The organism is Microbacterium sp. A93, from assembly GCF_051842835.1.
In genome coordinates, this window is record NZ_JBPXMT010000020.1 from 17,626 (window position 1) to 37,326 (window position 19,701).

Here is a 19,701-nt window from a genome sequence, read left to right on the forward strand (position 1 = left end):
CACAACCCTTGTCTCATGCTGCAAAGCCATTCTCGCGGACCCTCGCCGTGAGCACCCGCACGCAGCCCCAGCCCATCGACAGCACACCAGTGACGACGAGGACCGCGCCGATCAGCCACATCGCCTGATCCCAGTGGAAGTATCCGTGTGAAAGTGTGTTCATCAGGCGCCCGAAGTCCTCCGGAAATTCGAGGATGCTGCCACCTTCGCCGAAGGCCCACAGTGCGATGCCGAGCACTGTGATGCCGAGTCCGACGAAGACGAAGGCGGTGGTCGAGCTGCGTCTGGCCCCGTCGACCTTTTCGATGTGCGAGCCGGCGCTCACCACACCGGGGCTGCGGATCGAGAGGACGGGAAGCGTGATGATCAGTGCGACGCCCAAGCCGATGCAGGCCCCAATCGCATAGCCAGCGATGGGCACCAGATACAGCTGGCTGACCACACCCTCATCCCAGAAATAGTGGAAGCCGGTGTTCTGCGCGGCTGCCTGCGCGATCGTGTCGCGCACGCCGGGGAACGCCACGGCGATCGCCTGGACGACGGCGATGGGGATGAGCGCGAGCAGCGGAGCGATCAAGCACGCAGAGACGAGCCTCAGCAGCAGCGAGGTCATATCGCCGCTGCGCCACGAAGCCTCGAGCATGCACCATCCCGCATAGATGCCCGGTGCGACGACCACTAAAGTCCCCCACACGCGGTCGCCATCAGCATCCGTCATCGAATCGAAGACGCCCCAGACTCCCAGAGCGATCACCGCGATCAGCACCACCAGGTTCGCCCCGCTGACCAGCGACCGGATCTCCTCACGCCACAGATGCGCATCGTCAGTTGCGTCGTCGCTCAGTTCCGTCATATGCCCTCCCCATTCCGCAGCCAGGCTAGCGGGAATGCATTCCCCGGGACACGAACCAGGTCCCCGGCATCACGATCACGATCCAGACCACCAGCGCGACGAGCATCCCGTATCCCCATCCGCCGGTGACGACGCCGATGGATGCGAGGAGCGTGCCGTCCTCCCAGATCCCGACGGCGCGCGTCGGCCGGAGGAACATTGCAACGACCCCAAGCGGCACGGCGACGAAGGCGGGAGCGATGAGCGCGCTGAACACCATGATCGCCACAGGGTTGCGCTCCTCACGCAGCCGCCAGATTGCCGCGAGCGCACACCATACGGCGAAGATCGCCGGGGCGAACATCGTCATCCAGAACCATGCGCCGCTGTCCGGGGATTGCGCCGCCAGCACCAGCGACAATGCGCCGATCAGGACGGATGCCACGAGCAGCACCCGATCCGACATGCGCATCCCGAGCCAGGTCTTGTCCCGCTCGGTATCCGTCGCCATCATGGCGTCAGGTTACCGCTAGGCATCATCCCGGCCATCCCGCGACATCCGCTACGTGAGACACCATGCCCTAGATGGTGGTTCACGCACAGCGGTGGCAGCCGAGCATCCGTCTCATGTGGAAGCGCCAATCTCGAGGGCGGCCGGCCTAACGAATGAGGCGCAGCGCGAGGGCCGTGCGGTCGCGCACTGCGAATTTGCGCAGCAGCGCAGACACCGTGTTCTTCACCGTCCCGTGCGCGAGCATCAGCCGCGCGGCGATCTCTGCGTTCGTCAATCCGTCTGCAACCAGCTCGGCCACGGCGGTCTCCGCATCCGACAGTGTGGGCGCTTCCGAAATCTGCGCCACGGCGCTGACGGCTTGCCGCGCGATTCTCGGATCGATGACGAGCCCGCCCGCCGTAACCTGCCGGATGGCCTCGCTGAGCGCGTCCGTGGAGATGTCCTTCAGCAGGAAGCCGGCTGCTCCCGCGTCGAGCAATGACCGCACGAGAAGCGCGTCATCGAACGTGGTGAGCACCAACACGGGAAGCGTCGGATGCTCACGCCGGCAGCGCTCGACCAGCCCCAGTCCATCCAGCACCGGCATCCGCGCATCCGCCAGGACGACGTCCGGTTTCGCCTGCGGAATGAGGGCGAGCGCATGCGCCCCGTGATCCGCTTCTCCGACGACTTCGATGCCGTCTTCCGTCTCCAACAGCATGCGCAGTCCCCGGCGCAGCAGCTCCTGATCATCGACGATCAGTACCCGAATATCGCTCATGCCGCCACCCGCGCGTCGAGTGGAAGCACGATCTCCAGCCGAAAGCCTCGCGGCACCGCTTCGCCCACGAGCGACCCGCCGACCGACTCCGCACGAGCGCGCAGCGACCGCAGCCCGAACCCCTCCACGATCGACACGCCACCTGCGCCGCCGACATCCTCGATCACTGCGCGAACCCCCTGGTTACCGGTGCGGATGCACATATTGACCTGGGTCGCGTCGGCATGACGCACGACGTTGGTCAGACCTTCCTGCACAAACCGCAGGATCAGTAACGAGTGCTCGTGGGAGAGTTCCTCGCCGCCGTCGACGTCCACCCTGACATCGAGTCCCGTCGATCGGAACGCCTCCGCGACCGCGAGGAATGCCGCCGCACCGCGCAGGGACCCCAGTTCGACCGGATGCATCGCCCGCACGACCTTGCGCATGGCCGCGAGCGCATCGCTCACCGTGGAGCGCGCCCGAACGAGCTCCGCGTCAGCACGTTGCGCGTCTCTGCCCCGCATCCGCTCGACGTAATCCAGGGACAGGCCGATGACAGTGAGTCGATGCCCCAGTTCGTCGTGCAATTCACGCGCGACGCGTGCGCGCTCCTCGGCGAGCACAAGATCCTGTTCGGAACCGAGCCGGCGCTGCAACTCGCCGTTGGCTTCAGAAAGCTGCGCCAGCGTGTCACTCTGGATTTCGCTCAGCTGCGCCCGCTCGGCATCGACGCGATCAGCATCCTTCATCAGCAGTGCGAACGCAGCACCGAACCCAGCGAGAACTGCGGTGCTCACCGATTCCATCGCTGCAATCTCCCAACCGTTTCCGGCGATGAGGTGGATGCCTGCCGCCATCAGGCAGAGCAGCACCGCGTACGCCACCGTCACGGCCGCACGGAACACTCGCGCGAGGACGAGGCACGCCACCCACGCGGCACCGAATGTGAGCGGTCCATCACCAAAGAAGATGACGGCGGACGCTCCGAAGGCGAACACGACAGCCGCTGTGCGCGCGAATCGCGGCATCCATCGCCACACCATCCACGCCGCGATGCTGAATGCGAGCGCTGCACACAACGCCCATGTGATCGCGGCGGGGCGTTCGAAGAACGACGACAACAACACGAGAGCGGGACCGGCCAACCCGACGATGGCCGCCCAATCCATCAACGCGGCACGACGAGAAGAAGAATCGGGCATGCCTCCAGCGTATTCATGATCCCGCCAGGAGAGACGTGACTCGGGTCATGTCTCTCCACCTGACACAGTGACTGCGGTCACCGCATCCGATTACTCTGGCGTGCCGATCTCTCGTGCTCGCGAACATAATCTGCGAAGTATGCATACCAAACAGCCTCATTCGCCTGCCTCTGCCGATGGCACTGCCCCTGCCTCGCGGTCTCGTTTGGGCCTCGGCCCGCTGGGCATCGCAATGCGCGCCGTCATCGCCGTCGCCATCCTGATGGGTGGCAACCTGATCGTTGGCGCGCTTTCTGCGTTACTGATGCTCGTGCCGGGTGGATCCGAGTTGATGAACGGCGCTGACCTCACGTCGCTGATCGTGTTCATCCTCCTGCAAGGGGCAATGCTCGCCTTCGTCGTCATGGCCGTCTGGCTCTGGATGCGGTTCGTCGAAGGCCGGCGCCTGCGCGATGCCGGCTGGGTGTGGACCAGGTGGTCGGCCCTCTGGTTGACGCTGTCGATCGCCGTGTCGGGCGGCCTGGTATTCGCAGCGGTCGCTGTGCTGCCGTCAACCGGCCCCAACCTCACCGAGGCCGATCTCGGGTCCACGGCACCGGTCTGGTTCAGCATCGTCGCGCTGCTGTGTCAGTCATTCCTGTTGCAGGCGATCCCAGAGGAACTGCTATTTCGCGGGTGGCTGCTGTCAGCACTGCGCGCCCGCCCCGTGCTGGCGATCGCCGTGACCACACTCGTGTTCACCGTCATCCACCTCATTTCCAACGGCGGGCAGCAGTCGCCGCTCGAGTACGTGCTCTATCTCGCGCTCCCGTTCGGATTCTCACTGCTGGCGATGGGGATGCTGCTGTGGACGCAGTCGCTCTGGGCAGCCATCGGCGTGCACGGTGGCTTTCATCTCGGCTATGCGGCCGCGGTGATCGGGCTTCCACAGGTGGATGCTGCGCTCTCCTGGCTCGTGATTGGCGGAGTCCATGCCGCTGTCGGCATGGCATTGATCATCACGGCGCTGCGCCGCCACCGCCGCATCCTGGATCCCGGCCGCGTGACCTGACGCGGGGCGGGGGTCCGGAGCCGGGGTCGGGGCTGGCCCCGGCCGCGCGGGCTCGGCCCCAGCCGTCGAGAATGACTTTCCCGCACGACAAAGGCCCGCGCAGCGCCAGTCTCATCCCACAAACCCATTCTCGGCGTCGCGGCGACGACGCGCGGAGCGCCATCCGGCGGGGCCAGCCTCACCTCGGCGCGTGCGCCTCCAGGAACTCGTACACGTCCGTCGTGTCCACCCCGGGGAACGCACCGGTCGGCAGGGTCGCGAGTAGCGTGCGCGGAGTCTTCACGTTCGGCCAGGAGTGCTCGCGCCAGCGTTCCTCCAGGTCAGCGGGTGCCCGCCTGCAGCACACCTCGACCGAGTGCTTCGAGACGCCGCGGTTTGTGGTGTCCCGTCCGACGAACCATTTCGTGTCGTCGAAGCGCACCCCGACACTCACCGAGTGCAGTCCCTCGCTCGAGGACTCCACCCTGGCCGTGCACCAATAGGTGCCGTTGCCGGTGTCGGTGTATTGGTAGTACGGATTGAAGCGGTCGTCCTCATCGAACACGACGCGACTGGTCCACCGGCGGCAGCACATCTGCCCCTCGATAGAGCCGAGCCGGTCGGTCGGGAAGTTCACGTCGTCGTTCTCGTATGCCTTGGTGATCGTGCCCGATTCATGCACCTTGAGGAAGTGCACCGGAATATCCAGATGCCGGGTGGCGAGGTTCGTGAACCGGTGCGCCGCGGTCTCGTATGACACCGAGTAGGCATCGCGCAGGTCTTCGATCGAGATCGCCCGCCGCTCCTTCGCGGCCTTCAGCGCCGGCACGATGTGCGCCTCCGGGATGAGCAGCGCGCCGGTCAGGTAGTTCGTCTCTACCCGCTGGCGCAGGAACTCGGCATAGCTGCGCGGCTCGGCGTGCCCGAGCATCCGAGAAGAAAGCGCCTGCAGCACGGCGGTTCGCGCATCCCCCTTGGCCGGCACGCGACTCGACAGGTACAGCCGGCCATTCGCGAGATCGGCGACACTGCGCGTGGTCTGCGGCAGGTCTGGCGCGTAGTGCAGCGTGAATCCCAGATAGGCGGCGATCTCGGATGCCGTGCGCTGAGTCAGCGGACCACCAGGATGCCCGACCGCCGCGAGGATCTCGGCCGCCTTCGCCTCGAGATCTGCGAAGTGATTGTCCTGCCGGCGCATGAGGTGTCGCAGTTCGACGTTTGCGCGACGGGCTTCCTCCGGCGTCGCAGCCCGCTCGTCTTTCAGCCGGTCGATCTCACCGTGCAGCGCGAGAAGAGCTTTCAGAGCATCCGTCGGCACGCTCTTCGCGATGCGGAACGGGTCGATCCCGAGCGCCTGAAAAGTCTGCCCTTTCATGGCACGCTCCAGCGCGATCTCGACGGCGCTGCGCTCATCGAGCGGCTCGCCCTCCAGCAGCGCATCGATGCCGGTGCCGAGCGCCTTCGCGATGGCCTGCAGCTGCGTGAGCTTCGGCTCGCGCTTGCCGGTCTCGATCATCGACAGCTGGCTGGGTGCGCGATCGACGGCAGTCGCCAGGTCTTCGAGCGTCATCCCTCGGGCCGTGCGGAGCTGGCGGATGCGCCGTCCGATTGTGAGAGCGTCGGTGTCTTCTGCAACGTCAGTGGTGCTCATTCGGCTGATTCTGTCACAAAAACAGAAGTTCAGCGTTTCTTCACCTCAAGAATGTGCAGTTGGATGCCAGAACTTCACGCAGAGTAGGTGTCAAGCCACTCAGCACACCACGCGGCTCCGCTCCAGCCGCACCCGCATCTTCCGAGACGCACCTCAAGAAAGGACCTCATCGTGAACACTTCAACACCTACCACCGCACCCACCCAGACAATCCAGCAGGGGCCGGCCCTCCACATCACCGGGCCTGTGCGCGAACGGTTCGATGAGATCCTCACACCCGAGGCGATCGCGTTCCTCACCGAGTTGCACCACCGCTTCGCCTCACGCCGCCACGACCGGCTCGCCGACCGCATGCGTCGCCGCTTCGAGATCGGCAGCGGCCACGATCCGAGCTTCCGCGACGACACCCGGCACATCCGCGACGACGCCGACTGGCGCGTTGCCGGCGCCGGCCCCGGTCTCGAAGACCGCCGCGTCGAGATCACCGGACCGACCGACCCGAAGATGACCATCAACGCGCTGAACTCCGGTGCGAAGGTCTGGCTTGCCGACCAAGAGGATGCCACGAGCCCCACCTGGCAGAACGTGATCGGCGGCCAGCTGTCACTGCGCGATGCCATCCGCGGCGAGCTCAGCTTCACGAGCCCCCCTTCTGATTCAGGCCCCGGCAAGGTGTACGAGGTCACTGCAGAGCAGACCCCGACGATCGTGATGCGTCCGCGCGGGTGGCACCTCGTTGAGAAGCACCTGACCTTCATCGATCGCACGGGCCGCAGCATGGCGGCATCCGCATCGCTGGTGGACTTCGGGCTCTACTTCTTCCACAACGCCCAGGCCCTCATCGAAAACGGTCGTGGCCCCTACTTCTACATCGCCAAGCTCGAATCGAGCGAAGAGGCGAAGCTGTGGGACGACGTGTTCACCTTCTCCGAGGACTACATCGGCATCGAACACGGCACGATCCGCGCGACCGTCCTCATCGAGACGCTGCCTGCCGCGTTCGAGATGGACGAGATCCTGTACGAGCTGCGCGATCACTGCGCAGGACTCAACGCTGGACGCTGGGACTACATCTTCTCGATCATCAAGAACTACCGCGGCCGCGGCGCACGCTTCGTGCTGCCGGACCGCAGCGAGATCACGATGACGGTCCCGTTCATGCGGTCCTACACCGAGCTGCTCGTGAAGACGTGCCACAAGCGCGGCGCTTTTGCGATCGGCGGCATGAGCGCGTTCATCCCGAGCCGCCGCGATCCAGAGGTAACGGCGGCCGCGATCGAGAAGGTCTCCGCAGACAAGAAGCGCGAGGCCGGAGATGGATTCGACGGCACCTGGGTGGCGCACCCCGATCTGATCCCCACGGCTCAGGCAGAGTTCGACGCCGTGCTGGGCGACCGCCCCAACCAGATCGACCGTCAGCGCGACGACGTGAACGTGAGCGCAAGCGACCTGCTCGATCTGCGCATCGGACGCCCGATCACTGCGGCCGGCGTCCGCGGCAACGTGTCAGTCGCGATTCGCTACATCGAAGCCTGGCTGCGCGGGCTCGGCGCAGTGGCCATCGACAACCTGATGGAGGATGCCGCGACCGCCGAGATCTCGCGTTCGCAGGTGTGGCAGTGGATCCACCAGGATCGCTCCACCGAGGACGGCACCCGCATCACAGCCGAGTACATCGAAGGCCTGATCGGCGAGGTGCTGGCCCAGGCCACCCGTTCCGCGGGCGACCGCTTCGACGATGCGGCCGAGGTGTTCCGCGAGGTGTCGCTCGGTAAAGAGTTCCCGGCGTTCCTGACCCTGTCGGCGTACTCGAAGTTCTTGGTTGAGGCCGACTAGACCTCAGGCACATTGGAGGGCCGGATGCTGAGGCATCCGGCCCTCCATCGTGCGCGGCACCGTTTCCGGCATCCGCAACATGTTCTGCGTGAGACACCACCCACGCCGTGGTGTCTCACGCAGCGGATGTCGCACAACGCAGCGGATGGCGTTTCGGCTCAGGGGATCTCGCCGGCGGCGACCGTCTCGGACAGGGCGTGCACGCGGGGCAGGTGGTGGGCGGTGTAGAAGTCGGCGTCAGTCAGACGCGCGGCATCCGCCTCGGCCGGCGCGGCATGTGCGGACACCGCGACCACGGCGAGCGCGTGCATCCAACCGCCGGCGAGCGTGCCGAGCAGCATGAGATAGGGAACGCTGACGGCGTAGGCGTCACGTGCCGAATCGGCGAAGCCGAGGATGCTGTCGGTCGCACTGCGCGCAGCGGCAATCGCGCGGGTCAGCCGGTCCGCCATGCGCGCGGCGACATCCGCGGCGACGTCCGAGTCGATGGACCCGAGCGCTGCGACGGTCTGCTCGATCTGCGTGAACAGCTCGGCGACGGTCGCACCCCGATCGCGCAGCACCTTGCGTCCGATGAGGTCGTTCGACTGAATAGCCGTCGTTCCCTCATAGATCGGCACGATGCGGGCGTCTCTGTAGTGCTGGGCTGCGCCGGTCTCTTCAATGAAGCCCATGCCGCCATAGACCTGGATGCCGTCACTCGTGACGCGCAGTGCCTCTTCGCTCGCCCAGCCCTTGAGGATCGGGACGAAAAGCTCGGCCATCCGCAGCGCCTCTGCGTCGGCGGACGCGCGGTCGAACAGGTCGCCGACGTACACCGACAGCGCACGCATCGCGAAGACCTGGCTCGACATGGAGCGCAGGATGCGACGCACATCGGGATGCTCTGCGATCGACGCGCCTGCGGGGTGGTCAAGAACGCGTCCCTGCAGGCGTCCGGCAGCATACGAAGCGGCACCCTGGTAGGCACGGTCCGAGATGCCGGTGGACTGATGGCCCATGCCGACGCGGGCGGAATTCATCATGACGAACATGCCGGCCAGTCCGCCGTGCAGCTCACCGACAAGGTATCCGGTCGCGTCCTCATAAGAGAGCACGCAGGTGGGGCTGGCGTGGATGCCGAGCTTGTGCTCGATCGCGACGGTTTCAATCTGGTTGCGCGCACCTAGTGCCCCGTCGGCGCCGACCAGCAGGCGCGGCGCGACAAACAGCGACAGTCCTTTGGCTCCGTCCGGAGCATCCGGAGTGCGGGCGAGCACGAGATGCACGATGTTCTCCGCGACGTCGTGGTCACCCCAAGTGATGAAGATCTTCTGGCCGCGAATCGCGTACGTGCCGTCCTCGCGCGGGGTCGCCATCGTGCGGATCGCGCCGAGATCTGTGCCGGCCTCCGGCTCGGTGAGGTTCATCGTGCCGGTCCACTCACCACTGACAAGTTTGGTCAGGTACGTCTCGCGCAGCTCATCGGATGCCGCGGCGTCGAGCGCGTGGATGGCGCCGGATCCGAGCATCCAGCACAGCGCGAACGCCGCATTCGAGGCGTTCCAGATCTCACCGAGTCCTGCGGCAACGGACTCAGGCAGGCCGTCGCCACCGGCGGATTCCGGAGCGGTCGCGCTCACCCAGCCCGCTTCGACCAGCGCCTGGTACGCGTCGGCGAAGCCCTCGGGAAGGTGGACCTGCCCGTCGATGAGTCGCGCGCCGACCTCATCGCCCACACGATCGAGAGGCGCGAGCACTTCGGCTGCGAACTCGCCAGCGCCGGCGAGGATCTCGGCGGCATCTTCGGCGCTGAGCGCTCCGTCGGATGCCGTGGCGACGATATCGCGGCCGAAGACCTCACCGTAGAGGAAGGCGTAGTCCGCGACGGGCGGCGTGTAAGGAACTGCAGCAGACATCATTCACTCCCGAAGGTTTAGACACTCCGAGTCATCATATCTGAGACTGAGTGCCACGACTAGAGTCTGCGCGCTGTGCCTTCGACTGACCGGGCGTACGCTGTGGGCATGACCGGAGTCTGGGATGACATCGCCGAGCAGTTCCTGCAGCACTACAAGAAGGGCCGCAGGCTGCTGGCCGTCGCCGGGGTAGATGCCGAGCGCTCCCGTCAGGTCGCCGATTCCCTCGCGATCGCGCTGACGGATGCCGGGGAAACAGTCGAACGTGCGCACAGCGCCGATGGCGATGAGGGCGAACTGCGTGACGCGGTCATCGCGCCTTTCCGGGCGGCTGCGGCAACGGATGCCGTACTGGTGGTGTCAGGTCCCGCCGAACTACTCAGCAAGAGCGCGCGTGGAATGTGGCACTTCACGCTGTGGCAGCTCGCCGGCGACGAGCCGCCGCACGCCGCGGCATCCGATCTGGTGGATGTCACGGATCCCGCGAACCCGACGCGGCGCTTCGCGGACTACTGCGCGTTGCCATCGAGTTACGGAGCGTGACCATTGCCATCGAGTTACGGAGCGTGACGCAGCCGAGTAGCATTTGAGGCGTGACCGAACGCGCTCCTCTCTCTCGCAAGTTGTCCGCCATTGCCGAATCGGCGACCCTCAAGGTCGACGCCAAGGCCAAGGCGCTGAAGGCCGCGGGCAAACCCGTCATCTCGTATGCCGCTGGTGAGCCCGATTTCGCGACCCCGCAGTTCATTGTGGATGCCGCGGCCATTGCCCTCGCCGACCCCGCCAACTACCGCTACACGCCGGCGGCCGGACTCCCGGCGCTGCGCGAGGCTATTGCGGCGAAGACGCTCCGTGACTCGGGTCTTGAGGTGTCACCGAGCCAGATCATCGTGACCAACGGTGGCAAGCAGGCCGTGTACCAGGCGTTCCAGACTGTGCTGAATCCCGGCGACGAGGTGCTGCTGCCCGCGCCGTATTGGACCACTTATCCCGAAGCGATCGCTCTTGCCGACGGCGTCCCGGTCGAGGTGTTCGCCGACGCAGACCAGGACTACAAGGTCACCGTCGAACAGCTCGAGGCCGCGCGCACCGCGCGCACGACGACCCTGGTCTTCGTCTCGCCCTCCAACCCGACCGGCTCGGTGTACACGCTCGAGGAGACCAAGGCCATCGGCGAATGGGCGCTCGAGCACGGAATCTGGGTCATCTCTGATGAGATCTACCAGAACCTGACCTACGAGGGCGTCAAGGCGACCTCGATCGTCGAGGCTGTTCCTGCGCTCGCTGGCCAGACGATCCTCGTCAACGGTGTCGCCAAGACCTATGCCATGACCGGCTGGCGCGTGGGCTGGATGGTCGGCCCCGCCGACGCCATCAAGGTCGCCGGCAACCTGCAGTCGCACCTGTCGAGCAACGTGAACAACGTCGCGCAGTACGGGGCGATCGCCGCCCTCACCGGACCGCAGACCGAGTCGGAGCAGTTCCGCGAGGCCTTCGACCGTCGTCGCCGCCTGATCGTGTCCGAATTGTCGAAGATCGACGGCGTTCGGGTACCGAACCCGCTCGGCGCCTTCTACGTGTACCCCGATGTGCAGGGCCTACTCGGCCGCACCTGGCCCACTCGAGCAGGGGGCGGCGTCACTCCGACGACGTCGCTCGAGCTCGCCGACTTCATCCTGGACGAGGCCGAGGTCGCAGTGGTTCCTGGCGAGGCCTTCGGCCCCTCCGGCTACCTGCGCCTGTCGTACGCGCTGGGCGATGACCAGCTGCTCGAGGGCGTGCAGCGGCTGCAGCGCCTGTTCGGCTAGGTCGGCGCGCGCAGCCTGCCCCACCCGCCTGCCCGCCCGCCCGCCCGCCCGAAATCAGGAACCTGTCCCCAGGGCAGGAGGAATCTCAGCATCCGTCCTGATCTGGGGGCAACGTCCTGATTTCGGCACGCTGGGCGCGCGCTCAGTCGGCGGGTTCCTGGTACCCGATCAGCCAGCGGATGCCATAGCGGTCAGTGACCTGGCCGTCGAAGTCGCCCCATGGGCGCTTTTGCAGCGGATCGACGATGCGACCCCCGACAGCGAGCGCATCGAACCATTCCCGCAGTACGTCCGGCTCGGCCGTGCCGAGCAGCGAGAAGGTCGCACCGACGATGTGCACGGCATCCTGATTCGGTCCGGCATCCGCGCCGAACAGCTCGACCGCGCCGGAAACCATGCCATGCGCGATCGCATCGCCCGGCCCGTCGGTGCGGCTGAACTGCTCGTACGTGAACAGCGTCAGCTCACCGCCGAAGACACCACTGTAGAAGGTCAGCGCCTCAGCGGCGTTGCCAGGGAAGAAGAGGTATGGGACGAGTCCAGACATGCGAGCGAGTGTACTCCCGCGCACCGTCCGAAAACAGGAGGACGTCCCCAGATCAGGACGGATGCTGAGATTCGTCCTGCGCTGAGGACAAGGTCCTGATTTCGGGCGGGTGAATCAGAGCCGAACCAGAGCCCGCCTACAGCCCGACGCCCACCAGCACCGGCTCTGGCTGCAGTAGCAGGCCGAATTCGGAGTGCACGCGCGCCTGAATGTACCGGGCGAGCTCGGCCAGCTCAGCCGCGGTTGCCCCTCCCCTGTTCGTGAGGGCCAGGGCGTGTTTGGTCGAAATTCCAGCACGCGATCGCGGCAGCTTGAATCCCTTTGAGATTCCGGCATGCTCGATGAGCCACCCCGCACTGACCTTGACCTCCGGGCGCACGGTGGGCGTCTGCGGCACGTAGCCGTCATATGTCGCAAGCGGAATGACCGTCACCGTGTCGAGGTCGGGCGCGACCTGCCACCGCGGGCACTCCGGCGGCAGCTGCAGCGCCACCGATTCCGGCACGATCAGGTTCTGGAAGAACGAGCCAGCGCTGTGAGTGTCGTGATCCGACGGGTCCAGCAGCATGCCCTTGGATGCTCGGATGCGGAGGATCTGCTCACGCACCCAGCTCATCGGCACAGCGTCCTCGCCGGTGAGAGCCAACGCACGGCGTAGCTGCTCGCCACGCACCACGCGTCCGACTTCGCCGACCTCGGCGAGATCAAGGGTGACCGACAGGATGACGCCGCGACGCAGCGGCACACCGTCATAGTGATGCTTGAGCACGGAGGTGCGGAAACCGAGTCCGAGTTCGGATGCCGGAACCGTGGAGACCTCGCCGGTGGACTCGTCGATCAACTCGACCTCGACCAGCGTCTCCTGGATCTCCTGACCGTACGCGCCGACGTTCTGCACCGGGGCAGCGCCGACCGTTCCCGGAATACCGCTCATCGCCTCGATGCCGGCGAGCCCCCGCTCGACCGTGTACGCGACCAGGTCATCCCAGTTGTGTCCGGCCTGCACTCGCACGCGCATGCGCCCCGGGTGCGGTGACGGGATCAGCGAGATCCCCGAGGTCAGCACGCGGATGACTGTACCTTCGAACGGCTCGTCGCCGACGAACAGGTTCGATCCGCCGCCGAGCACAAACCACTCGTCGCCTCGAGCCCACGTCTCACGCAGTGCGTCGACGAGCTCCGGAGTGGTCGTGGCATCCAGCATGCGCTCGGGTGCGGCGCCGGTGCGCAGCGTCGTCAGCTGCGCGAGCGGGATCGGGGTGATCTCAGTCATGCGCACTCAGAGCGCGGCGCGCAGCTGCGCCTTGACGAGCACGGTCGCGTCCGCGTGCTTCACGGTGAGGTCGATGCGCACAGTGGTCTCGTCGACCGCGCCGACCTTCGCCAGCACGGATACATCCGCTCCTGCCTCGGGGTCGACCAGGACGGGCCGCGTGAAGCGCACGCCGTAATCGGTGATCTTCGCGACGTCACCTAGCGCCGACACGACGACCGACGAGGCGATTCCCATCGTGAGCATGCCGTGCGCGAGCACGCCGGGAAGGCCGACGGATGTCGCGACATCATCACGGTAATGGATCGGGTTGAAGTCGCCGGAAGCGCCCGCATAGCGGACCAGCGATTCGCGGGTGAGGTGAATGGTGCGCTCAGCGATCACGTCGCCGACCGACAGGGCGGAGAGGTCAGAGAAACCGGTCATGCTGCATCCTCCTCATCGGAGCCGACCAGCAGCACGCTCGTCGCGGTCACGACGTGGCTGCCCGACGCATCCGTGATCTCGGCTTCGCTGTTGATCATTGCGTTGCCTGCCATCATGCGGATGCTGGTGACCTTGAGCCGCGCGGTGAGCTCATCGCCCGCGACGATGGGGCGGGTATACGCGAAGCGCTGCTCGGCGTGGATGGTGCGGGCCAGCACGATGCCGGAGTCCGGCTCGCCGAGCAACTGCTGCAGCGTGAGGTCTTGGATGACCATCGCGAAAGTCGGCGGCGCCACGACATCGGCGTAGCCCAGAGCACGGGCGGCATCCACATCGACATGCAGCGGAGCATCGGCGAAGACGGCACGCGCGAACTCGCGCACCTTCTCACGGCCGACCAGGTATGGCGGCGTCGGCGGGAATTCCCGGCCGACCAATTCGGAGTTCACAGGCACCCGTCGAGTCTACCGACCGGATGCCTCACCCTCGGCGTTTGCGCGACCGCAGCGCCTTGATCGCCATCTGCACGGCGATCACGACGAGATATGCGGCAAACAGCATGTTGCCGAGGAACGGGTCGATGAGCGTGGCCAGCCACGCTCCGAGCGCGGTCATGGTGCAGGCCGAGAGGCCGATGATGCCGGCGGCGAGCAAATCGACGTTGCGATGGCGGAGGTTTCCGATCGTGCCGGAGATCGCCGTCGGAACCATCATCATCAGCGACGTGCCCTTGGCTTCAAGGTCACTCGTGCCGAAGATGAGCATCAGCACCGGCACGACGATGACCCCGCCGCCGACGCCGATGAGCCCGGCAATGATGCCGGTGCCGACGCCGACCAGCGCCAGGCCCGTGCCGTTCAGCCATCCGAGTTCAAGCTCTGCCGTGCGTGAAGGCACCACAAGGAACAGTGTGACGATCACGATGACGAGGAAGCCGACGAAACCCCAGCGCAGCGCGCTCTGTGAGATCTTCGGCAGCAGTCGCGTACCGATCTGCGCGCCGATCACCGCGCCGGCGGCGAGGATGATCGCGGGGATCCACGCCACCGCTCCGGAGACGGCGTACGAGATCACGCCGACGCTCGCGGTCGGAACGATCGCCGCGAGCGAGGTTCCGGCGGAGATGCGCTGGTCAAAGCTGAGTAGCAGGACGAGCAGGGGCACGATGACCGTTCCGCCGCCGACACCGAAGAGTCCAGAGAGCAGGCCTGCGATGAGACCGATGAGAACGAAGGTCACGTAGGCCCGCGGGCCGCGGATCCTCGCAGTGGCGGAGTCTGTCACTTCGTTCCTCGTCTCGCGCCCAGTCGCGCGCTGATCGCCGATGCGGCGTCTTGCAGTCGTGGCACCACTTCGTCCATGCGCGCTGAGGTGAACCGATCGGCAGGCCCAGACACCGACAATGCCGCCACGGTCTGCCCCGATCCGTCACGCACTCCGACCGCGACCGAACTCACGTTGGCGATCGTCTCATTGGATGCCATAGCGAAGGTGTGCGCTCGCACTTCGGAGATACGCGCTCTGATCTCATCCGGTGTCAACGATTCGTGCAACGTCGCATCGTGCTCATGATCGGCGAGCACGCGATCGATTTCGGCATCCGTAAGACCGCTCATAAGTACGCGACCGTTGGCACCCGACCAGAGGGGGTACAACCGCCCCATCTCGGAGGCGAATCGGATCTGCGCGTTGCTCTGCACTTCTTCGAGGAACACGCGGGCGTTCCCGACGGCAACGGACAACCCGACCGTCTCGAGACTCTCGTCACGCAGCGTGAACATGTACGGCCGCGCCTCATTCACGAGCACGTTGCCGCCGTTGTAGCCGAGGCCGATCACCAGCGCCTGCGGGCCGATCCGGTATCTCTGCGTCGCGGGATCCTGGATCACCATTCCGCTCGCGGAGAGCGTCGCGAGGATGCGCTGCACCGTACTGCGAGCGAAGCCGGTGGTGGGGGCGAGCTCGCGCGCGCTCGCCCCGTCACCACTCGCGCGGAGGGCGGAAAGAATCTGGATCGCCTTGGAAATGGCGTTGTCCTGAGTTCCCTCCATCACGTCAGACTACCGCCCTCAGCACCGCTCATTCGGACGGCAGTCCCTTGCCGCGCGCTTCATACAGCGCGAGCACACGTTCGCGGGGAATCACGCCGCAGCGAATCGCCCAGTCGTCGTATGCCGCGGACAGCGTCTCGACCAGCCGGGGATGATCCGCCGCGACATCGTGCAGCTCGGTGCGGTCTGCGACCATGTCGTACAGTTCCCACTGCTGGCTGTACTTCTTCACCAGTTTCCACTTGTCCCGGCGCACACCGCAGTTGCCCTCGTGCTCCCAGTACAGGAAGCGCTGCTCGTCCTTCGCGTCGTCGCGCAGCGTGGACAGCATGCTCGTACCTTCCAGCGGCAGCGGCGTGCGGTCCGGGTAGATGTCCGGGTATTCAACGCCGGCTGCCTCCAGCACGGTCGACATGACGTCGGTCAGCTGGTGCGGCTGCGTGCGCATGACGCCCGCATCGATCGAGTTCGGCCAGCTGACGATCAGCGGAGTGGAGATCCCGCCCTCGTGGATCCAGTGCTTGTACTCACGGAACGGCGTATTGGACAGGTTCGCCCAGGCCCGCCCGTAAGTCGCATAGGTGTCCTCGCCGCCGGGGACGATGCTCGGGTCATTGCCGGGGCGCACCTCTCGGCCGTCACGGGTGATGGCGTCGAAGGTGACGTACGTCGTGACGAACTCCTTCGCCGTCTCCAGCGGCATCTCCTCTGCGCATCCGCCGTTGTCGGAGAGGAAGATGACGAGGGTGTCATCGAACGTCCCCTGACGCTTGAGCTCGTCGACGACCCGGCCGACGCCCTGGTCCATGCGATCGATCTGTGCGGCATACACCGCCATGCGCATGGCTTCCCACTCCTTGTCGGTGACGTCGTCCCATGCCGGGATGCGTGCGTCACGTTCGGTGAGTGCCCACTGGCCGTCGATGATGCCGGATGCCACGAGGCGTGCCAGCCGCTCGGCGCGCAGCGTGTCCCAGCCTGCGTCGAAGCGTCCGGCGTACTTGGCGATGTCCTCTTCGAGGGCATGCAGCGGCCAGTGCGGTGCGGTGTATGCGACATAGAGGAAGAACGGGTCGTCCTCGTGATCGCGGTGGTGATCCTGCAGGAACGTGACGGCGTTATCGCTGATCGCGTCGGTGTAGTAGAAGTCTTCCGCCTCGGTCTCTGCCTCGACGTTCTCCTCACCACGGGTCAGCGTGCGCGGCTGGAAGAAGCTGCCCGCCCCCTCCAGCGTGCCGAAGAACTCGTCGAATCCGCGGCGCGTAGGCCAGGCATCCGTGGGGTGATGGATACTGCCGGCCATGTGCCACTTGCCGGAGATGTAGCTGCGGTACCCGGCGGGCTTGAGCGCCTCGGCGATGGTCAGGCAGTCCTTGTTGAGATTGCCCGCATAACCCTCGGGTGAGTCGTCGTAGTTCAGGATGCCGATGCCGGTCTGATGCGGGTGCAGTCCGGTCAGCAGCGACGCGCGCGACGGGCTGCACCGCGCGGTGTTGTAGAACTGCGTGAGCGTCGCTCCCCCACCGGCAAGAGCGTCGATGTTCGGCGTCTGGACCTCTCCGCCGAAGCATCCGATGTCAGAGAATCCCATGTCGTCGACGAGGACGAGGACGACGTTCGGGGCTTTTGGTACGGGGCTGGTCATGATCTTCTCTTCCGGTTCTGAGTCGTTCGTCACTGCGAAACGGTTTCGGTCTGCCGCTCGGCACGCTCAGCACGCGCAGCGCGCTCGCGCAGGTCGGCATCGACGTCATCGTGGGCGGTCTCCTTGGCGAAGTACAACGACACCAGGGCGATGGCCGCGGCGACCATGATGTAGACGGCGACAGGCCACGAGGATCCGGAGATCGACACCAGCCAGATCGCGATGATCGGCGCGATCGCACCGGAGGGCAGCACGCCGAGCTGGTAGACGAGCGACATGCCCGTGTAGCGGATGCGAGCGGGGAAGAGCTCTGCGAAGAACGCGGCCTCTGCACCGAACATCGTGCAGGCGCCGAGCGCCCAGCCCAACATGATCGCGAGCCAAATGAGTTGCTCCACACCGCTGTCGATCAGTGCGAACACGGGGAAGGCGGTGACGAACGCCACGGCCGCACCGGCAGCGAAGACCGGACGGCGACCGTACTTGTCGGAGAGCTTCCCGGCGAAGGGAATCACGAAGAATCCGATCACGCTGGAGATAAGCAGACCATTGAGCGCGTAAGTACTGGACAGGCCGAGCACCGTGGTCGTGTAGGTGAGGATGAACGCGTTGTAGACGTTGAAGGTGATGCTCTCGCTGAAACGCGCGCCGATGCCGATGAGGATCTGCTTCGGGTAGTGGCGGATGACCTCGAATACAGGAACCTTGACGCGCTCACCGGTCTTGACCATGTCAGTGAATGCCTTCGGCTCGCTGACCTGCAGACGCACGATGAGACCAACGACGACGAGCAGGATGCTGGCGAGGAACGGGATGCGCCAGGTCCATGCGAGCAGAGCGTCATCGCCGGGCATCGAGGCGAGGTTGACCGCGACGGTCGACAGCAGCAGGCCCAAGGGCACGCCGGTCTGCGGCCAGGAGGAGAACAGGCCGCGCTTGCCGCGTGGCGCGTGCTCGAAGGTGAGGATGGCAGCGCCGCCCCACTCTCCGCCGAGACCGATGCCCTGCAGCATCCGGAGGATCAGGAGCAGGATGGGCGCCGCGACGCCGATCTGCTCGTAGGTAGGCAGGCAGCCCATCAGGAATGTCGAGATGCCCATGATGAGCATCGTGATGACCAGGATCTTCTTGCGGCCGATACGGTCACCGAAGTGGCCGAAGATGAGACCGCCGATGGGGCGGGTGATGAAGCCGGCTGCGAACGTACCGAACGCCACGAGAGTACCCATCAGCGGGTCGAACTCCGGGAAGAACTGCGAGTTGAAGACGAGCGCGGCCATGGTGGCGTAGAGGAAGAAGTCGTACCACTCGATCACCGACCCGAAAACGCTCGCGAAGACGGTGTTGCGCTGCTGCGGTGTCACAGTTGCAGATTTTGAGTTCACCTTTGGACTCCAGTGTGAGGGTGATGGAAAAGTACGTGTCCCGTAGTTTGGGACAGTGTCCCATCTACGGACCAACTCTAGCGCACGAAGAAGGCCCGCCCTCCCTAAATCGGGATGGCGGGCCTTCTTTTAAGCGGTATTACTTGCCGGCCTCGACGAAGCCTGCGGCTTCAGCGGCTTCAGCGGTGCGGAACCAGACCTCAGCAACGGTCGCGTCGTACCACTGGCCATCGGGACGGTGGAACTTCATCGAGTCCTTGTTGCCCTTGATGTCGAAGCCCTCGGGTGCGGAGCCGTCCTCGTTGGGAGCAGCGGAATCCGCACCGAAGTCGCCGTCGACGAGTGCAGCGGGGGCGGCAGCCTCAACAGCTGCACCCTCCTCCTGCGACTCGACATCGGCAGCCTCGGTAGCCGGGGCAGCCTTCTCGGCGGCCGGAGCAGCCTTCGTGGCAGCCTTGGCAGACTTCTTGACCTTCGGCGTGACGGGCTCGAGAACGAGCTCGATCACTGCCATCGGGGCGTTGTCGCCCTTACGGAAGCCAACCTTCGTGATGCGGGTGTAGCCACCCTCACGCTCGGCGACCAGCGGGGCAATCTCGGTGAACAGAGTGTGCACGACACTCTTGTCACCGATGACGGCCAGAACGCGACGACGCGCGTGCAGGTCTCCGCGCTTGGCGAAGGTAACCAGTCGCTCGGCGTAGGGACGCAGGCGCTTGGCCTTGGTCTCCGTCGTCTTGATCGACTTGTGGGTGAAGAGCGATGCTGCCAGGTTGGCAAGCATCAGACGCTCGTGTGCGGGGCCGCCTCCGAGGCGGGGACCCTTAGTGGGCTTAGGCATATTGATCTAACTCCTGGTCA

General features: G+C 65.6%; 19 protein-coding genes. 4 read left to right on the plus strand and 15 right to left on the minus strand.

Annotated elements, in window-relative coordinates; all coding sequences use genetic code 11:
• Positions 1-13: 13 nt before the first annotated feature.
• The 4 genes from ACSU1G_RS33770 to ACSU1G_RS33785 all read right to left on the minus strand — a co-directional run bounded on the left by ACSU1G_RS33770 (position 14) and on the right by ACSU1G_RS33785 (position 3,290).
• Entirely contained in the window at positions 14-853 is an 840-nt protein-coding gene (locus ACSU1G_RS33770) for a hypothetical protein (protein ID WP_439285906.1), read from the minus strand.
• Positions 854-878: 25 nt separating this feature from the next.
• Entirely contained in the window at positions 879-1,346 is a 468-nt protein-coding gene (locus ACSU1G_RS33775) for a hypothetical protein (protein WP_439285908.1), read from the minus strand.
• Between the two features lie 145 nt (positions 1,347-1,491).
• Positions 1,492-2,106 (minus strand): response regulator, encoded by a 615-nt coding sequence (locus ACSU1G_RS33780; RefSeq protein ID WP_439285910.1) that lies wholly within the window; start codon positions 2,104-2,106, stop codon positions 1,492-1,494.
• Complete coding sequence (locus tag ACSU1G_RS33785) at positions 2,103-3,290, minus strand: sensor histidine kinase (protein ID WP_439285912.1); 1,188 nt, start codon at positions 3,288-3,290, stop codon at positions 2,103-2,105. The genes ACSU1G_RS33780 and ACSU1G_RS33785 overlap by 4 nt, the downstream gene beginning before the upstream one ends.
• Before the next feature lie 139 nt (positions 3,291-3,429).
• On the opposite strand from ACSU1G_RS33785, the gene ACSU1G_RS33790 reads away from it, so the two are divergent.
• Positions 3,430-4,341: a lysostaphin resistance A-like protein gene (locus ACSU1G_RS33790; protein WP_439285914.1), complete on the plus strand. Its 912-nt coding sequence runs from the start codon at positions 3,430-3,432 to the stop codon at positions 4,339-4,341.
• A 178-nt stretch (positions 4,342-4,519) separates the two neighbouring features.
• Here the strand turns inward: ACSU1G_RS33790 and ACSU1G_RS33795 are convergent, their stop codons facing one another.
• Complete coding sequence (locus tag ACSU1G_RS33795; protein WP_439285915.1) at positions 4,520-5,971, minus strand: helix-turn-helix domain-containing protein; 1,452 nt, start codon at positions 5,969-5,971, stop codon at positions 4,520-4,522.
• 168 nt (positions 5,972-6,139) lie between these two features.
• Between ACSU1G_RS33795 and aceB the strand changes: the two genes are divergently transcribed.
• The gene (aceB, locus tag ACSU1G_RS33800) at positions 6,140-7,807 is read left to right on the plus strand and encodes a malate synthase A (protein WP_439286042.1); all 1,668 of its coding nucleotides are present in this window, start codon (positions 6,140-6,142) and stop codon (positions 7,805-7,807) included.
• 158 nt (positions 7,808-7,965) lie between these two features.
• On the opposite strand, the gene ACSU1G_RS33805 is transcribed toward aceB, so the two are convergent.
• Positions 7,966-9,705 carry an acyl-CoA dehydrogenase gene (locus tag ACSU1G_RS33805; protein WP_439285917.1) on the minus strand — a complete coding sequence of 580 codons (1,740 nt, stop codon included), beginning with the start codon at positions 9,703-9,705 and terminating at the stop codon, positions 7,966-7,968.
• A gap of 108 nt (positions 9,706-9,813) precedes the next feature.
• Between ACSU1G_RS33805 and ACSU1G_RS33810 the strand changes: the two genes are divergently transcribed.
• Both ACSU1G_RS33810 and ACSU1G_RS33815 read left to right on the plus strand, forming a co-directional pair.
• The gene (locus ACSU1G_RS33810) at positions 9,814-10,248 is read left to right on the plus strand and encodes a hypothetical protein (protein ID WP_439285919.1); all 435 of its coding nucleotides are present in this window, start codon (positions 9,814-9,816) and stop codon (positions 10,246-10,248) included.
• Positions 10,249-10,298: 50 nt separating this feature from the next.
• A complete protein-coding gene (locus ACSU1G_RS33815; protein WP_439285920.1) occupies positions 10,299-11,513 on the plus strand; it encodes a pyridoxal phosphate-dependent aminotransferase in 1,215 nt (404 codons plus the stop codon).
• Between the two features lie 142 nt (positions 11,514-11,655).
• Here the strand turns inward: ACSU1G_RS33815 and ACSU1G_RS33820 are convergent, their stop codons facing one another.
• The 9 genes from ACSU1G_RS33820 to rplQ form a co-directional block, all read right to left on the minus strand.
• Positions 11,656-12,060 carry a VOC family protein gene (locus tag ACSU1G_RS33820; protein WP_439285922.1) on the minus strand — a complete coding sequence of 135 codons (405 nt, stop codon included), beginning with the start codon at positions 12,058-12,060 and terminating at the stop codon, positions 11,656-11,658.
• A gap of 136 nt (positions 12,061-12,196) precedes the next feature.
• Positions 12,197-13,333, minus strand: a complete 1,137-nt coding sequence (locus ACSU1G_RS33825) for a UDP-N-acetylmuramate dehydrogenase (protein WP_439285924.1) — start codon at positions 13,331-13,333, stop codon at positions 12,197-12,199.
• 6 nt (positions 13,334-13,339) lie between these two features.
• Positions 13,340-13,759, minus strand: a complete 420-nt coding sequence (locus ACSU1G_RS33830; RefSeq protein WP_439285926.1) for a MaoC/PaaZ C-terminal domain-containing protein — start codon at positions 13,757-13,759, stop codon at positions 13,340-13,342.
• A complete protein-coding gene (locus tag ACSU1G_RS33835; RefSeq protein ID WP_439285928.1) occupies positions 13,756-14,214 on the minus strand; it encodes an FAS1-like dehydratase domain-containing protein in 459 nt (152 codons plus the stop codon). Before ACSU1G_RS33835 ends, ACSU1G_RS33830 begins: the two co-directional genes overlap by 4 nt.
• Before the next feature lie 25 nt (positions 14,215-14,239).
• Complete coding sequence (locus tag ACSU1G_RS33840; protein ID WP_439285930.1) at positions 14,240-15,043, minus strand: sulfite exporter TauE/SafE family protein; 804 nt, start codon at positions 15,041-15,043, stop codon at positions 14,240-14,242.
• Positions 15,040-15,810: an IclR family transcriptional regulator gene (locus ACSU1G_RS33845; RefSeq protein ID WP_439285931.1), complete on the minus strand. Its 771-nt coding sequence runs from the start codon at positions 15,808-15,810 to the stop codon at positions 15,040-15,042. The genes ACSU1G_RS33840 and ACSU1G_RS33845 overlap by 4 nt, the downstream gene beginning before the upstream one ends.
• Before the next feature lie 28 nt (positions 15,811-15,838).
• Positions 15,839-17,488 carry an arylsulfatase gene (locus ACSU1G_RS33850; RefSeq protein WP_439285933.1) on the minus strand — a complete coding sequence of 550 codons (1,650 nt, stop codon included), beginning with the start codon at positions 17,486-17,488 and terminating at the stop codon, positions 15,839-15,841.
• On the minus strand, positions 17,485-18,819 hold the full coding sequence (locus ACSU1G_RS33855; protein WP_439285935.1) for an MFS transporter: 1,335 nt from the start codon (positions 18,817-18,819) through the stop codon (positions 17,485-17,487). The genes ACSU1G_RS33850 and ACSU1G_RS33855 overlap by 4 nt, the downstream gene beginning before the upstream one ends.
• A gap of 160 nt (positions 18,820-18,979) precedes the next feature.
• A complete protein-coding gene (gene rplQ, locus ACSU1G_RS33860) occupies positions 18,980-19,681 on the minus strand; it encodes a 50S ribosomal protein L17, sunset domain variant (RefSeq protein WP_439285937.1) in 702 nt (233 codons plus the stop codon).
• Positions 19,682-19,701: the final 20 nt, after the last annotated feature.